The sequence below is a fragment of the Streptomyces sp. Act143 genome (assembly GCF_003143935.1).
Classification (GTDB): Bacteria; Actinomycetota; Actinomycetes; order Streptomycetales; family Streptomycetaceae; genus Streptomyces.
The window spans coordinates 3244637-3258686 of the sequence record NZ_QFRX01000001.1; the positions used below are offsets into that span (position 1 = coordinate 3244637).

General features: G+C 69.8%; 10 protein-coding genes and 4 tRNA genes. 6 read left to right on the forward strand and 8 right to left on the reverse strand.

Annotated features, from left to right (window positions below; all coding sequences use genetic code 11):
• Positions 1 to 28 precede the first annotated feature (28 nt).
• The 8 genes from DI272_RS14405 to DI272_RS14440 all read right to left on the reverse strand — a co-directional run bounded on the left by DI272_RS14405 (position 29) and on the right by DI272_RS14440 (position 3868).
• Positions 29 to 100: transfer RNA gene (locus DI272_RS14405), tRNA-Gln, on the reverse strand.
• 20 nt (positions 101 to 120) lie between these two features.
• A tRNA-Glu gene (locus DI272_RS14410) sits at positions 121 to 193 on the reverse strand.
• 62 nt (positions 194 to 255) lie between these two features.
• Positions 256 to 328 (reverse strand) — tRNA-Glu (locus DI272_RS14415).
• 21 nt (positions 329 to 349) lie between these two features.
• Positions 350 to 421: transfer RNA gene (locus tag DI272_RS14420), tRNA-Gln, on the reverse strand.
• 91 nt (positions 422 to 512) lie between these two features.
• Positions 513 to 1244, reverse strand: a complete 732-nt coding sequence (locus DI272_RS14425; protein ID WP_109495765.1) for an HAD family hydrolase — start codon at positions 1242 to 1244, stop codon at positions 513 to 515.
• Positions 1245 to 1290: 46 nt separating this feature from the next.
• Entirely contained in the window at positions 1291 to 2775 is a 1485-nt protein-coding gene (gene gltX, locus DI272_RS14430; protein WP_109495766.1) for a glutamate--tRNA ligase, read from the reverse strand.
• Positions 2759 to 3544, reverse strand: coding sequence for a fumarylacetoacetate hydrolase family protein (locus DI272_RS14435; protein WP_109495767.1), 786 nt, complete (start codon positions 3542 to 3544; stop codon positions 2759 to 2761). The genes gltX and DI272_RS14435 overlap by 17 nt, the downstream gene beginning before the upstream one ends.
• Before the next feature lie 138 nt (positions 3545 to 3682).
• A complete protein-coding gene (locus DI272_RS14440) occupies positions 3683 to 3868 on the reverse strand; it encodes a hypothetical protein (protein ID WP_109495768.1) in 186 nt (61 codons plus the stop codon).
• Positions 3869 to 4471: 603 nt separating this feature from the next.
• On the opposite strand from DI272_RS14440, the gene DI272_RS14445 reads away from it, so the two are divergent.
• The 6 genes from DI272_RS14445 to DI272_RS14470 all read left to right on the forward strand — a co-directional run bounded on the left by DI272_RS14445 (position 4472) and on the right by DI272_RS14470 (position 13990).
• Positions 4472 to 8368 (forward strand): nitrate- and nitrite sensing domain-containing protein, encoded by a 3897-nt coding sequence (locus DI272_RS14445; RefSeq protein ID WP_109495769.1) that lies wholly within the window; start codon positions 4472 to 4474, stop codon positions 8366 to 8368.
• Between the two features lie 9 nt (positions 8369 to 8377).
• The gene (locus DI272_RS14450) at positions 8378 to 8791 is read left to right on the forward strand and encodes a roadblock/LC7 domain-containing protein (RefSeq protein ID WP_030382516.1); all 414 of its coding nucleotides are present in this window, start codon (positions 8378 to 8380) and stop codon (positions 8789 to 8791) included.
• A gap of 114 nt (positions 8792 to 8905) precedes the next feature.
• On the forward strand, positions 8906 to 9301 hold the full coding sequence (locus DI272_RS14455; RefSeq protein WP_030611532.1) for a DUF742 domain-containing protein: 396 nt from the start codon (positions 8906 to 8908) through the stop codon (positions 9299 to 9301).
• Positions 9282 to 9857: an ATP/GTP-binding protein gene (locus DI272_RS14460; RefSeq protein WP_015657619.1), complete on the forward strand. Its 576-nt coding sequence runs from the start codon at positions 9282 to 9284 to the stop codon at positions 9855 to 9857. Before DI272_RS14455 ends, DI272_RS14460 begins: the two co-directional genes overlap by 20 nt.
• 379 nt (positions 9858 to 10236) lie before the next feature.
• Entirely contained in the window at positions 10237 to 13566 is a 3330-nt protein-coding gene (locus tag DI272_RS14465; RefSeq protein WP_109495770.1) for a nitrate- and nitrite sensing domain-containing protein, read from the forward strand.
• 10 nt (positions 13567 to 13576) lie between these two features.
• The gene (locus tag DI272_RS14470; protein ID WP_004983065.1) at positions 13577 to 13990 is read left to right on the forward strand and encodes a roadblock/LC7 domain-containing protein; all 414 of its coding nucleotides are present in this window, start codon (positions 13577 to 13579) and stop codon (positions 13988 to 13990) included.
• Positions 13991 to 14050: the final 60 nt, after the last annotated feature.

Below are 14050 nucleotides of genomic sequence, written 5' to 3' on the forward strand. Positions count from 1 at the left end.
GTGGAGCCTGCGTCTCCGCAGGTCCGAGCTGGTCTACCTGGACTCGAACCAAGACTAACTGAACCAGAATCAGTCGTGCTGCCAATTACACCATAGACCAATGTGGTTTAGACCAGACAGTACCCCCGACCGGATTCGAACCGGCGCTACCGCCTTGAGAGGGCGGCGTGCTAGGCCGCTACACAACGGGGGCCCTAGCGATCCTGCATCGATGGTGGTGGGAGCTACCCGAGCCACCTTCGCGGGAAGGATCTGTACCCCCGACCGGATTCGAACCGGCGCTACTGCCTTGAGAGGGCAGCGTGCTAGGCCGCTACACAACGGGGGCTTTGCAGATGAGCTCTGCGAGCTGGCCTACCTGGACTCGAACCAAGACTAACTGAACCAGAATCAGTCGTGCTGCCAATTACACCATAGGCCACTGGAACGCAAGCCCCGAGGGGGATCTTGTTCTAGTTTCACGCTGTGGGGTTCCGGCCTTTCGGCCCGCTCCCCTCGGCGCAGGAAGAACATTACCCGAAGGTGGACGGGGCTCCAAAACGGGTATCCGCGCCGAGGAGCGCGGGGAGTTCGGCGAGGGTGGCGATCCGGTGCGGGCCGACGGGTGCGTCGACGTCGGCGTAGGCGCCGTCACGATTGATCCACACCGAGAGCAGGCCGGCGTCGGCGGCGCCCCGGCCGTCGATCTCCGGGTGGTCCCCGACGTACGCCACCTCGTGCGGGGCGAGGTCGAGGGCGTCGCAGGCGGCGAGGAAGGCGGCGGCCTCCGGTTTGGAGACACCGAGTTCCGCAGCGCACAGGATCGCCTCGAAGCGGTCGTGCACGCCGAGGACGCGCAGCTTGTGGTCCTGGACGTGGATGCTGGAGTTGGACAGCACGGCGTGCCGGTGGCTGGCGGCGAGGCTGTCCAGGACCGGCAGGACGTCCGGGAAGAGGGCCCAGACGGTCTCGTAGTGGGCCAGGTAGCGCCGGAACCAGGCATCGGCGTCGGCGTCCGTCAGCCGCTCGCCCAGGAACACCCGTACACGGTCGCGGCGCTGGTCCTCGAAGGAGATCTCGCCGGCCGAGAAACGCGCCCACTGGGCGTCGGTGATGTTCCGCCAACGCACGAGGGCCTGCTCCGGGGTCTCGTCCCCGGTGAGCAGGCCCTCGGCCGTCAGATGCAGGCGCATGCCCTCGCGGTCCGCCGTGGTGTAGTCGAAGAGAGTGTCGTCCACATCCCAGATCACGGCGTGAATGCTCATGATCCGACGGTAACTCGGGCCGCGCGGGCGCGTCCGGCGATTGGGATTACGCCGCCAGCTTCGCCAGCGCCGCGTCGATGCGGGCCAGCGTCGTCTCCTTGCCCAGGATCTCCAGGGACTCGAAGAGCGGCAGGCCGACGGTGCGGCCGGTGACGGCGACGCGGACCGGGGCCTGGGCCTTGCCGAGCTTGAGGCCGTGGGCCTCGCCGGCGGCCAGGACGGCCTCCTTCAGCGACTCCGCCGAGGTCCAGTCGGCCGCGTCCAGCTTCTCGCGGGCCGTCGTCAGCAGGGCGTCGCTGCCCTCCTTCATCGCCTTCGTCCAGGACGGCTCGTCGAAGACCGGCTCGGGGAGGAAGAGGAAGTCGACGTTGTCGGTGATCTCCGACAGGACCTTCAGACGGGTCTGCGCGTGCGGGGCGATCGCCTGCCACTTCGCGTCGTCGAAGTCCTCCGGGGACCACGGGGCGAAGGGGGCCTTCAGCCAGGGCGCGCAGCGCTCGGTGAAGTCCTTCACGTCCAGCAGGCGGATGTGGTCGGCGTTGATCGCCTCGCACTTCTTCAGGTCGAAGCGCGCCGGGTTGGGGTTCACGTCCGCGATGTCGAAGGCCGCGACCAGCTCGTCGGTGGTGAAGATGTCCTTGTCCGCCGAGAGCGACCAGCCCAGCAGGGACAGGTAGTTGAGCAGCCCCTCGGGCAGGAAGCCGCGCTCGCGGTAGAGGTTGAGGGAGGCCTGCGGGTCGCGCTTGGAGAGCTTCTTGTTGCCCTCGCCCATCACGTAGGGCAGGTGGCCGAACTGCGGGATGCCCTTGGCGACGCCCAGCTCGATCAGCGCCTTGTACAGGGCGATCTGGCGGGGGGTGGAGGAGAGCAGGTCCTCGCCGCGCAGGACGTGGGTGATCTCCATCAGGGCGTCGTCGACCGGGTTGACGAGGGTGTACAGCGGGGCGCCGTTGGCGCGGACGATGCCGTAGTCCGGGACGTTCTCCGGGGTGAACGTCAGCTCGCCGCGGACCAGGTCCGTGAAGGTGATCGTCTCGTCGGGCATGCGGAAGCGGACGATCGGCTCGCGGCCCTCGGCGCGGTAGGCCTCGACCTGCTCGGCGCTCAGGTCGCGGCAGTGGCCGTCGTAGCCGGAGGGCTTGCCGGCGGCGCGGGCGGCCTCGCGGCGCTCGTCCAGCTCCGTCTGGGAGCAGTAGCAGTGGTAGGCGTGGCCGGCGTCCAGGAGCTTGGCGGCGACGTCCTTGTAGAGGTCCATGCGCTGCGACTGGCGGTAGGGCGCGTGCGGGCCGCCGATCTCGGGGCCCTCGTCCCAGTCGAAGCCCAGCCAGCGCATCGAGTCGAGCAGCTGGTTGTACGACTCCTCGGAGTCGCGGGCCGCGTCGGTGTCCTCGATGCGGAAGACCAGGGTGCCCTGGTGGTGCCGGGCGAACGCCCAGTTGAACAGGGCGGTGCGGACCAGGCCCACGTGGGGGTTACCGGTGGGCGAGGGGCAGAAACGTACGCGGACGGGTGCGCTAGCCACGCTTGACAACCTTGTTGGTGAGAGTGCCGATGCCTTCGATGGTGACGGCGACCTCGTCGCCGACGGTGAGCGGCCCGACGCCTGCCGGGGTGCCCGTGAGGATCACGTCGCCGGGGAGCAGCGTCATGGCCTCGGAGATGTTGACGATCAGATCCTCGATCGGGTGGATCATCTCGCTGGTGCGGCCCAGCTGGCGTTGTTCGCCGTTGACCGTGAGCTGGATGGTCAGGTCGGACGCCGTCGCCAGGTCGAGGCCGGTCTCCACCCAGGGCCCGAGCGGGCAGGAGGAGTCGAAGCCCTTGGCCCGCGCCCACTGCTTCTCACGCTTCTGGACGTCACGGGCGGTGATGTCGTTCGCGCAGGTGAAGCCGAAGATCACGTCCTGGACTCGCTCGCGCGGGACCTCGCGGCACATACGGCCGATGACCACCGCGAGCTCGGCCTCGTGGTGGAGGTCCTCGGTGAAGGAGGGGTACTGGATCGCGTCGCCCGGGCCGATCACCGAGGTGGAGGGCTTGAAGAAGGCGAACGGGACGTCCGGGACCTCGTTGCCCAGCTCCTTGGCGTGGTCGGCGTAGTTGCGGCCGTACGCCACGACCTTGTTGGGGAGCACCGGCGGCAGCAGCCGGACCTTGCTCAGCGGGACCTTGGTGCCGGAGAGCTCGAAGTCCGCGAACGGGATGCCCTTGATGATGTCGAGGACGAGCTCGTCCGGCTTGTCACCCTCGACCGCGCCGAAGGCGACGTTCCCGTCGATGGAGAATCTGGCGATGCGCACGGGATCCTTGCGCCCCTTAACTGAGCTGGCTGGAGTCTGACGCTCCAGGCTAACGCGGCAAGGGGCGGGTGCCGCGCGCAATAACCGAGGGCGCCCCGCGGCTCGGCGTGGGCGCCCTGGTGGTGGTGCGGCTGTGATCTACTCGGCGACGGCTGCGGCCGGGATCTCCATCAGGACCGTGCGCCGCGGGTTGGCCGTCTGGGCCGGGAGGTCGACGGAGTGCTCCGGGAGCTCCGGGGTCTGCAGGTCGTCGGCGTCCTCGAGATGCGCCAGCGTCGTGCGCCGCGGGTTGGCAATGTTGCGGAACATCATCGTCGTCTTCACGGTTGTAGTGGACCTTGTCGTCCTCGGGCGCAGGCGGGGCCCCGAAGGACCCTCGCGCAGACGCAGGTTGTCAAAGTGTTACGTCATGTAAAGCGTCAGGCTAAACATGCAATTCCCCTCCGATCAGCCGAAGACCCCTTGATCCGCATGTGAGTTTGCTCACGGCCGGAGGGGCAAAGCGGTCAATTCCGGCCCGCGCCTCACCCCTACGAAACGGACATTGACCCCCTGAAGCCATCATTCCGCTCCTGATCATGGCGACTGGGACACCCGCCCCGCACCAACGTTACGTGGGCATACGTCCGTTATCGCCCGGATCACTTTCTACGACCGGTGACGCACCCCTCACATGGTGTCACGTAGGTCACGGCCTGACCCACGGCCCTTGTTGGAGATCCTGCACTGTGCTGGAATCTCACGGACCGCCGCAGGAACGAGCCGGCGCACAGGGGGCGCGACGAGCGCCGAGTGGCGGCGAGAAGGGGGAGCCAGCGCCGGTCACTCACGACCATCGGGGGGCGTAATTCAGGGCGCCCCTCAGTACGCCGACACCGTGTCCTTCCGTTCACCCGGAGGGCGCCTGGTCCAGAGGTTGCGACGCTAGTGCAGGGACGTTTCAAGAGGGATGGCAGTGCTTCGGCGGAGCCGGAGCCGCACGGCGGGACGACTGCCCCCAGCAATGGCAGCTCCTCGCCCCAGCACGCCCAGAACCCGGGCACGGCGGCATCCGGCGACGGAGGGCCGCGCCCCGGCGCGTCGGCCTCCGGGGCCGGGAACCCCGCCGCCCCGAAGACCAGGACGCCGAAGGGCCCTAGCGGTCCCGGCTCGCGAATAGCGCTGCGCAACTGGCGTATCTCCACGCGTCTGGTCTCGCTGCTCGCGCTACCCGTGGTCGCGGCCACCTCGCTGGGCGCCCTGCGCATCAGCGACAACGTGGACGACATCCAGCAGCTCGAGAACATGAAGCTGCTCACGGACATGACCAAGCAGGCCACGGCCCTGGCCGAGGCGCTGCAGAACGAGCGTGACCAGTCGGCCGGCCCGCTGGCGCACGGCTCCAGCGCGAGCGACTACACGATCAAGGGACTGCGGGACAAGACCGACCGCGCCATCACGGACTTCGTCGACTCCTCGGAGGAGATCGGCGACGAGAGCGGCAGCCTCCAGGGCATCCGCGACAACGTGGTGCTCCTCGTGGCCAGCCTGCGCTCGGTCGCGCAGGTCCGTAACAGCGCCTACGAGACCCAGGACAACTCCACCCAGACGGTGGAGGCCTACCACCGGCTCATCACGCAGCTGCTGGACCTCTCGCAGGACATGGCGCAGGCCACCAGCAACCCCGACATGATCCAGCGGACGCGTTCCCTGGCGGCCTTCTCCGCCGCCAAGGAGTACGCCTCCATCCAGCGCGCCGTCCTCGCCGCGGCCCTGCCCGCGAACAAGACGACCTTCGGTGACCTCTCGGAGAACGACCGGCTGTACGCCCAGTCGGCCCTGAAGAGCGAGGAATCCGAGCTCAAGAGCTTCCAGTCCATCTACGGCAAGGCCAGCGCCGTCGAGCTTCTGGAGCCCATCAGCGACAACAACACCACCATCCAGGCCTCCGACACCTACGCCAGCCGTGCCCTGGACTCGCCGAACGGTCTGGAGAACCTGGACAAGCGGTCGTACAAGGACTGGCTGGACGACAGCTCGACCAAGATCGACCAGATGGGCAAGATCGAGAGCACCCTGCTCGAACAGATGGAGCAGAAGGCCCGCGAGCTGCGCAACGAGTCGCAGAGCGAAGCGATCATCTCCGGTGCGCTGATCCTGCTCGTCCTCGGTATCTCGCTCGTCGGCGCGTTCGTCGTGGCCCGGTCCATGATCCGCTCGCTGCGGCGGCTGGAGGAGACCGCGACCAAGGTCGCCACCGACCGTCTGCCCGAGCTGGTCAAGCAGCTGTCCGAGTCCGACCCGCAGGACGTCGACACGTCCGTGGAGTCGGTCGGTGTGCACTCGCGCGACGAGATCGGCAAGGTGGCCGCGGCCTTCGACGACGTGCACCGCGAGGCGGTCCGCCTCGCCGCCGAGCAGGCCCTGCTGCGGGGCAACGTCAACGCGATGTTCACCAACCTCTCGCGCCGTTCCCAGGGTCTTATCCAGCGCCAGCTCTCGCTCATCTCCGAGCTGGAGTCCCGCGAGGCCGACCCGGACCAGCTGTCCTCGCTGTTCAAGCTCGACCACCTCGCGACGCGTATGCGCCGTAACGGTGAGAACCTCCTCGTCCTCGCCGGTGAGGAGCCCGGCCGTCGCTGGACCCGGCCGGTCCCGCTGGTCGACGTGCTCCGCGCCGCCGCCTCCGAGGTGGAGCAGTACGAGCGCATCGAGCTGGCCGCCGTGCCGACGACCGAGGTCGCCGGCCGGGTCGTCAACGACCTCGTGCACCTCCTCGCCGAGCTGCTCGAGAACGCCACCTCCTTCTCCTCGCCGCAGACCAAGGTCAAGGTCACCGGTCACGCGCTGCCCGACGGCCGCGTCCTGATCGAGATCCACGACACCGGCATCGGCCTCTCCCCCGAGGACCTCGCCGCGATCAACGAGCGGCTCGCCTCGCCGCCCACCGTGGACGTCTCGGTCTCCCGCCGCATGGGTCTGTTCGTGGTCGGCCGGCTGTCGCAGCGCCACGGCATCCGCATCCAGCTCCGGCCGTCCGACTCCGGTGGTACGACCGCGCTGGTCATGCTGCCCGTCGACGTCGCCCAGGGCGGCAAGAAGCCGCAGCCCAAGCCCGGTCAGGGTGCGGGCGGCGGCGCGCCGTCCGCCGCGCAGGCGGCCGCCGGTGTGGCCGCGGCCCGTAGCGGCTCCGGCCGGCCCGGTGGCGGTTCGCTGGGCGCCGGTGCGCCCGGTGGCGGTGCCCTCGGTGGCGGTGCTCCGGCCGGTGGCCGGATCGGCGCCGGTCAGGGACCGCGGGCCGCGCTGCCGGGTACCGGCAACGGCGGCCGTCCGGGCGCGCCGGGTGGCGCGCGCGGGCCGCAGTCCCCGTCGGCTCCGCCGCAGGGCCGGCCCGCTCCGGCCGGTGCGGGTGCGGGCTTCGGCGGTCAGGCTCCGGGTGCCCCGCAGGGTCTCCAGGCGGCCGGTACCGGTGGCATGCAGGACGCGTTCGGTGGCGGTCGGCCGCCGCAGCAGTCCGCTCCGTCGGCGGGCTCGGGCGAGCGGGGCGGCCGTCGGGGCCGTCAGCTGCCGGGCCGCAACGGTCCGCGGGCCGAGCTGCCGGGCGGCAACGCTCAGCAGTCGCGGCCCAGTTGGAGCGACGAGAACGCCCAGCCGCAGATCTCGCACGCCTCGCTCGACACCCCGCGCGGCCATGACGAGCAGGACCCCTCGCAGACCTCGCGCATGCCGCGGATCGACGACCGGCAGGGCCCGGGCTCCACGTCCGAGTTCCCGCGCCCGGACTTCGACGCCCCGATGCCCGGTGTCGGCGGCCCGCAGCAGACCGGTCAGTTCCCGCGGCCGAACATGGCCCCCGGTGCGCAGGACTCCGGCCAGTACGCCAGGCCCGGGACCTCGCAGGACTCCGGCCAGTTCGCCCCGTCCGACTTCGGCGGGCCGCAGGGCACGGGGCAGTTCGCCCAGCCGGGCGGCAACGCCCCGCAGGACGGCACCGGTTCCTTCGTCCGCTCGGACATCTTCGGCACCCCGGCCGCGACCGGCCCGTCCGCGACCGGCCAGTTCCCGGTCCCGCAGGGCTACGACAACGGCTCCACCGGCCAGTTCCCGGTCCCGCAGAGCTACGACAACGGCTCCACCGGCCAGTTCCCGGTGCCGGGCCAGGACAGCAGCTCCACCGGCCAGCACGCGCTGCCGGGCCGCCAGTCCCCCGGCGGACCGGTGAACCCGCAGCAGACCGGCCAGTTCGAGCGGCCGCAGCAGGACGCCGGACGCGGTCCCGCCGACTTCGGCGCCCCGCGGCCCCCGGCCCCGCAGCGTCCGCAGGCGCAGCGGCCGGTACGCCAGGAGCCCGAGGCGCTGCCCCCGGCGACCGGCTCCGGCGACGGACGTACGCCGCTCTACGACACCCTGGAGACCAACTGGTTCCACGGTGCGCAGGACCAGGGCCAGGGTCAGCAGGCGAACGGCAACGGTGCGGCCCCGGCCGCCCCGCAGGCCCAGGCTCCTCAGCAGCCGCAGGCTCCGGCTGCCCCGCAGCGCCCCGGGTCGGCGGCCTGGCGCAGCTCGCCGAACGACGACCTCGTCCGGCAGGCCGAGCGCGTCCGGCAGCCCGCCGCGGGCGGTGTCACCACCTCCGGTCTGCCGCGCCGGGTGCCCCGGGCGAACCTCGTCCCGGGCACGGCTCAGCAGCAACAGCACCAAGCCGGTCCGGCGGTCTCCCGTGCGCCTGATGACGTACGCGGCCGTCTGACCAATCTCCGTCGGGGTATCGCACAGGGTCGTCAGGTCGGCGGTAACGGCCAGACGGGCAGCTTCCCGAACCCCACTCACCAGCAGGAGCGTTAGTTGAGCCCGATGAGCCAGGCGGCACAGAACCTCAACTGGTTGATCACCAACTTCGTGGACAACACCCCCGGGGTGTCCCACACCGTCGTAGTGTCCGCCGACGGTCTTCTGCTGGCGATGTCCGAGGGCTTCCCGCGCGACCGTGCCGACCAGCTGGCGGCCGTCGCGTCGGGTCTGACCTCGCTCACGGCCGGGGCCTCCCGGATCTTCGAGGGCGGCAACGTGGCACAGACGGTCGTCGAGATGGAACGGGGTTTCCTGTTCCTGATGTCCATCTCCGACGGTTCGTCGCTGGCCGTGCTCGCGCACCCGGAGTGCGACATCGGCCTGGTCGGCTACGAGATGGCTCTGCTCGTCGACCGCGCGGGAGCGGTGCTCACGCCCGATCTCCGCGCGGAACTACAGGGCAGTCTGCTTCACTGAACCACCCCCGATCCACCCGCCTCACGAAATCACCGTCGGCCGACACAATCCCCCCACCGGCCTCACCAAGACGGCACGACTGACCGGAAGTTTGCTGTCCCGCCCGGAGGATCAATGACCCCGCCCACCGCCTCTCATGATCCGTACGCGGAGCCGTACGAGGATGAGGGCGACCAGCCGCTGGTACGTCCGTACGCGATGACCGGTGGCCGGACCCGGCCGCGCTACCAGCTGGCCATAGAGGCCCTGATCAGCACCACGGCCGACCCGGCAGCGCTCATGGGGCTGCTCCCGGAACACCAGCGCATCTGCCACCTGTGCCGCGAGGTCAAGTCGGTGGCCGAGGTCTCGGCGCTCCTGGCCATGCCGCTCGGCGTGGCCCGCATCCTCGTCGCGGACCTCGCCGAGGCAGGTCTCGTCGCCATTCACCAGCCGGGCGGCGACGAGAGCACCGGCGCTCCGGACGTGACACTGCTCGAAAGGGTGCTCAGTGGACTTCGCAAGCTCTGACGGAGGCCGGGCGACCACCTCCGCGAAGATCGTGGTGGCCGGCGGCTTCGGCGTCGGCAAGACCACGTTCGTGGGCGCCGTCTCCGAGATCAACCCGCTGCGCACCGAGGCCGTGATGACGTCCGCGAGTGCGGGCATCGACGACCTCACCCACACCGGGGACAAGACCACCACCACGGTGGCCATGGACTTCGGCCGTATCACCCTGGACCAGGACCTGATCCTGTACCTCTTCGGTACGCCGGGCCAGGACCGCTTCTGGTTCATGTGGGACGACCTGGTGCGCGGCGCGATCGGCGCGGTGGTCCTGGTGGACACCCGTCGGCTGGCCGACTGCTTCCCCGCGGTCGACTACTTCGAGAACAGCGGTCTGCCGTTCGTCGTGGCCCTCAACGGCTTCGACGGACACCAGCCCTACGCGCCCGAGGAGGTGCGCGAGGCGCTCCAGATCGGTCCGGACACCCCGATCATCACGACGGACGCCCGGCACCGCTCGGATGCGAAGAGTGCCCTGATCACACTGGTCGAGCACGCCCTCATGGCACGTCTGCGGTAGCACTCAAATCGACAGCGCCATACGGCAGTTGTCGTAGATGCACCGGAGCCGGCTGTGTCCTTTGACACGGTCGGCCCCGGTGTTCATAACGTTTCGGCAGAGGAATCGGGTGGTACGGCCACGCGTCGCGGTCAACCGGTGTCGCTGCGCGCACAAAGGCCCCGTCTTTTGACGGGGCTCGCTCTTTATGACCGTTTTATCTGGGGCTTACATCACTCGGAATCCCCGCCGTCCCATGTTTGGACGAGTACCGGACCACGTGCTGGAATGCCTGAACTGCCCAATAGTCAAAGACGTACTCATCAGTCGATGGCGTACTGGGCTCTGAGAGACTGCGGCACAACGTAGGTGCCGACCCCTCCGAGAGGTTGTTGGTCGAGTGAGGCGAAGCAAGAACGGTCCCGAGCCGTCGGCCCGGGGCAACTTCACCCCGCCGCCGCGCGGAGCGGCGCCCGCCCCTGTGCCCGGACCCGAACCAACGGCTGCTCCGGCGCCGAGCGGTGGCCGGCTGTCTCCCCGCAACTGGCGGGTGCCCACCAGGCTGAACGCGATCCTGCTCATACCCGTGGTGGTCGGCCTCGTCATGGGCGGCTTCCAGGTGAAGAGCTCGATCGACACCTGGCAGGAGGCCGAGGACGCCGAGAAGACCGCGCGCCTGGTCCAAGCCGCGCTGACCTACGGCGACGCCCTCTACAACGAGCGCGACAGCACCGCGGCCCCCCTCCTGGAGGGCAAGGGCCAGAGCTACAAGACGGTCGTCGCCGCCCGCAAGGCCACCGACGACGCGGCCGACGCCTTCGACGAGGCCGCCCAGAACATGCCGCAGAAGGCCGGCCTCAAGCGCCGCCTGGAGCTGTTCCGGGAAGGCGAGGCAGGACTCCAGGGACTGCGGGCCAAGGCCTACACCAAGCAGCTCGGCGGCGTGCAGACCGAAGAGGGCTACGTCGCGGTCGCACACCCCCTCATGGAGTTCGCCAACGAACTCGGTCTCGGCACCGGAAACATCACCAGCTACGGCCGTACCGTCTACGCGATCTCGCTCACCAAGGCGGCGCTGTCGCTGGAGCGCTCCATCGGTACGCACATGCTGGTGGAGCCGGGCCCCAAGGACACCGACCTGGCCGCCCAGCGCACCGCGCTCACCTCGTACGCCTACCTCGAGGGCATCGCCATCGAGGAGTACATCGGCGGTGGCACCGAGGCCGACGCCGCGAAGCTGAAGACGCTCCAGGCGCAGGCCACGGCCGACGGCAAGACCATGGCCGGGCAGGCCAAGCAGAAGGACCCGGACTACGTGGCGCCGCCGTCCGACCCGACCGACATGGTCAGGGCCCTCGGCCAGCTGAACACCACGGACGGCGCCGCGCGCCAGCTGCTCGCCGGCCAGGGCATCACCGCCGACAACTGGTGGGCGGTCAACAGCCTCAAGTACAAGGTCTACCGGACCATCGAGTCCGACATGGCCAACACCGCGGTGGACGAGGCCGCGGGCATCGCCGACGAGGCCAAGCGTGACGCCTTCATCACCGGTGCCGCCGTGGTCGTCGCCCTGCTCGCCGCGTTCATCCTGGCCGGCATGGTGGCCCGCCAGATGTCCCGCTCGATGCGCCAGCTGCGCAACGCCGCCTTCGGCATCGCCGAGCAGCGGCTGCCGATGCTGGTCGACCAGCTCTCGCGCACCGACCCCGGCCGCGTCGACACCCGGGTCGCGCCGATCCCGATCACCTCCACCGACGAGATCGGCGAGGTCGCCCGCGCCTTCGACCAGGTCCACCGCGAGGCCGTCCGGCTCGCCGCCGAGCAGGCCCTGCTGCGGGGCAACATCAACGCGATCTTCACCAACCTCTCGCGCCGCAACCAGTCGCTGATCGAGGGCCAGCTGACCCTGATCACCGACCTGGAGAACAACGAGGCCGACCCGGACCAGCTGGAGAACCTCTTCCGTCTGGACCACCTCGCGACCCGTATGCGCCGCAACGGCGAGAACCTCCTGGTCCTCGCGGGCGAGGAGCCCGGCCGCCGCTGGGACCAGCCGGTCCCGCTGGTCGACGTGCTGCGCGCCGCCTCCTCCGAGGTGGAGCAGTACGAGCGCGTCGAGCTCTCCGGCGTCCCCGAGGCCGAGATCCACGGCCGCGCCGTGACCGACCTCGTGCACCTGCTGGCCGAGCTCCTGGAGAACGCCACCACGTTCTCCTCCCCGCAGACCAAGGTCCGCGTCACCGCGACCCGTCTCCCCGACGGCCGCGTGATGATCGAGATCCACGACAAGGGCATCGGCCTCACCGCCGAGGACTTCGCGGACATCAACCACAAGCTGGCCAACCCGCCGACCGTGGACGCCGCGATCTCGCAGCGCATGGGTCTGTTCGTGGTCGGCCGGCTGTCCGACCGGCACGGCATCCGTGTCCAGCTCCGCCCCTCCGGCGAGCAGGCCGGCACCACCTCGCTGGTCATGCTGCCGGACGCGATCACCCACGGTGGCGGTGGCGAGCAGCAGGCGCCGGCGGACGAGTTCACCGTCTCGCAGATCATCCCGGAGCAGCAGCAGTACCAGGGCGAGGACTTCAACAACGGTCTGCCCATGCGGACGGCCGCCGAGCTCGGTTTCGACGACAGCCGCTACAGCACCGAGGTCCCCGACGACATCCGTGAGCTGGACCCGGTGGGCCGCTCCCTGATGCGCGAGGAGCGCCGCGCGGCCCTGGAGGCCCAGGCGCACACCCCGCAGCCCGGGCAGGAGGCGCCCACGGTCCCGTCGTACGGCGACGAGTTCGACGCCCGGCCGGCCGCGTACGACAACGGCCAGGGCGGCGGCTACCAGGAGCCCGCCTCCTACGAGGGCCGGCAGCAGTCGGCGTACGCCGAGCCGCAGCAGGCACCGTACGAGGAGCCCCGGCAGCCGTCGTACGACGAGCAGTACTACGCGCCGAACGGCGGCCTGCCGCAGAACGACACCTTCTCGTCGAACGGCGGCGGCTACCCCGACCCCGCGTATGCGGAGCCGGTCCAGGAGGAGCCCGCGGCCGCCCAGGCCTCCGTCCCCGAGTCCTTCCCGGCCTTCGAGGAGCGGCGTTACCAGGACGACTGGCCGCAGCAGGACGGCTACCAGAACGGTTACCAGGACCAGTACGCTCCCGAAGCGGAATCCGCACAGGCCGCTGACGCGGGTGAGCGTGACCGCGTAGGCTTCGACCGTCCGGGACCGGGTCCGTCGACCGTCCACGAGCTGACCGACGCCGGCCTTCCCCGCCGCGGATCCACCGGTGGCGGAGCGAACGGCACGAGCAGCGCGAACGGTACGAACGGCACGGGCGGCACGACCGACCTGTTCGGCGCGCGGTCCGTGACCCGCGAGTCGGCGCCCTCCCCCGCGGAGAGCAACGGCAACGGGACCGGCAACGGAGACTGGCGCTCGGCCAACGACGAGCGCTGGCAGCAGGCATCGGCGCTCCGGAAGCCCAAGGCGGGCGGGGTCACCTCCTCCGGTCTGCCGCGGCGGGTACCCAAGGCCAACCTGGTCGAGGGAGCCGCCGAATCCACCCCCCAGGGGGGCCCACAGGTCTCCCGCGCTCCCGAGGACGTCCGGGGCAGGCTGAGCAACCTGCGCCGGGGTGTCCAGCGGGGTCGCAGCGCAGGAAGTGAAACGAACGGCCAGGCCACCAGGAATCAACACGGTGGTCCTGACAGCACCTACAACCAGGAGCGTTAGTGTGAGCCCGATGAGCCAGGCGGCACAGAACCTGAACTGGTTGATCACCAATTTCGTGGACAACACCCCCGGGGTGTCTCACACGGTGGTGGTCTCCGCCGACGGACTCCTTCTGGCGATGTCCGAAGGGTTTCCGCGCGACCGCGCCGACCAGCTTGCGGCCGTCGCCTCCGGACTGACCTCGCTGACCGCGGGTGCTTCCCGCATCTTCGAGGGCGGCAGCGTGAACCAGACGGTTGTGGAGATGGAGCGGGGATTCCTCTTCATCATGTCCATCTCCGACGGTTCCTCCCTCGCGGTGCTGGCCCACCCGGAGGCGGACATCGGCCTCATTGGGTACGAGATGGCCCTTCTGGTGGACCGTGCCGGCACGGTTCTGACGCCCGATCTGCGTGCGGAGCTCCAGGGGAGCCTTCTCAACTAACAGACAGACGGTGCGTTTTGGCGTCCCGGGGTCGTAAGGTTTCGGGACGCGGCTCCACAG

Bases quoted from the DNA above. Each gene is read 5' to 3' on its own strand.
- DI272_RS14450 (WP_030382516.1), top strand. From the start codon at position 8,378: ATGAGCCAGGCGGCACAGAACCTCAACTGGTTGATCACCAACTTCGTG.
- DI272_RS14470 (WP_004983065.1), top strand. From the start codon at position 13,577: ATGAGCCAGGCGGCACAGAACCTGAACTGGTTGATCACCAATTTCGTG.
- DI272_RS14455 (WP_030611532.1), top strand. From the start codon at position 8,906: ATGACCCCGCCCACCGCCTCTCATGATCCGTACGCGGAGCCGTACGAG.
- DI272_RS14425 (WP_109495765.1), bottom strand. From the start codon at position 1,244: ATGAGCATTCACGCCGTGATCTGGGATGTGGACGACACTCTCTTCGAC.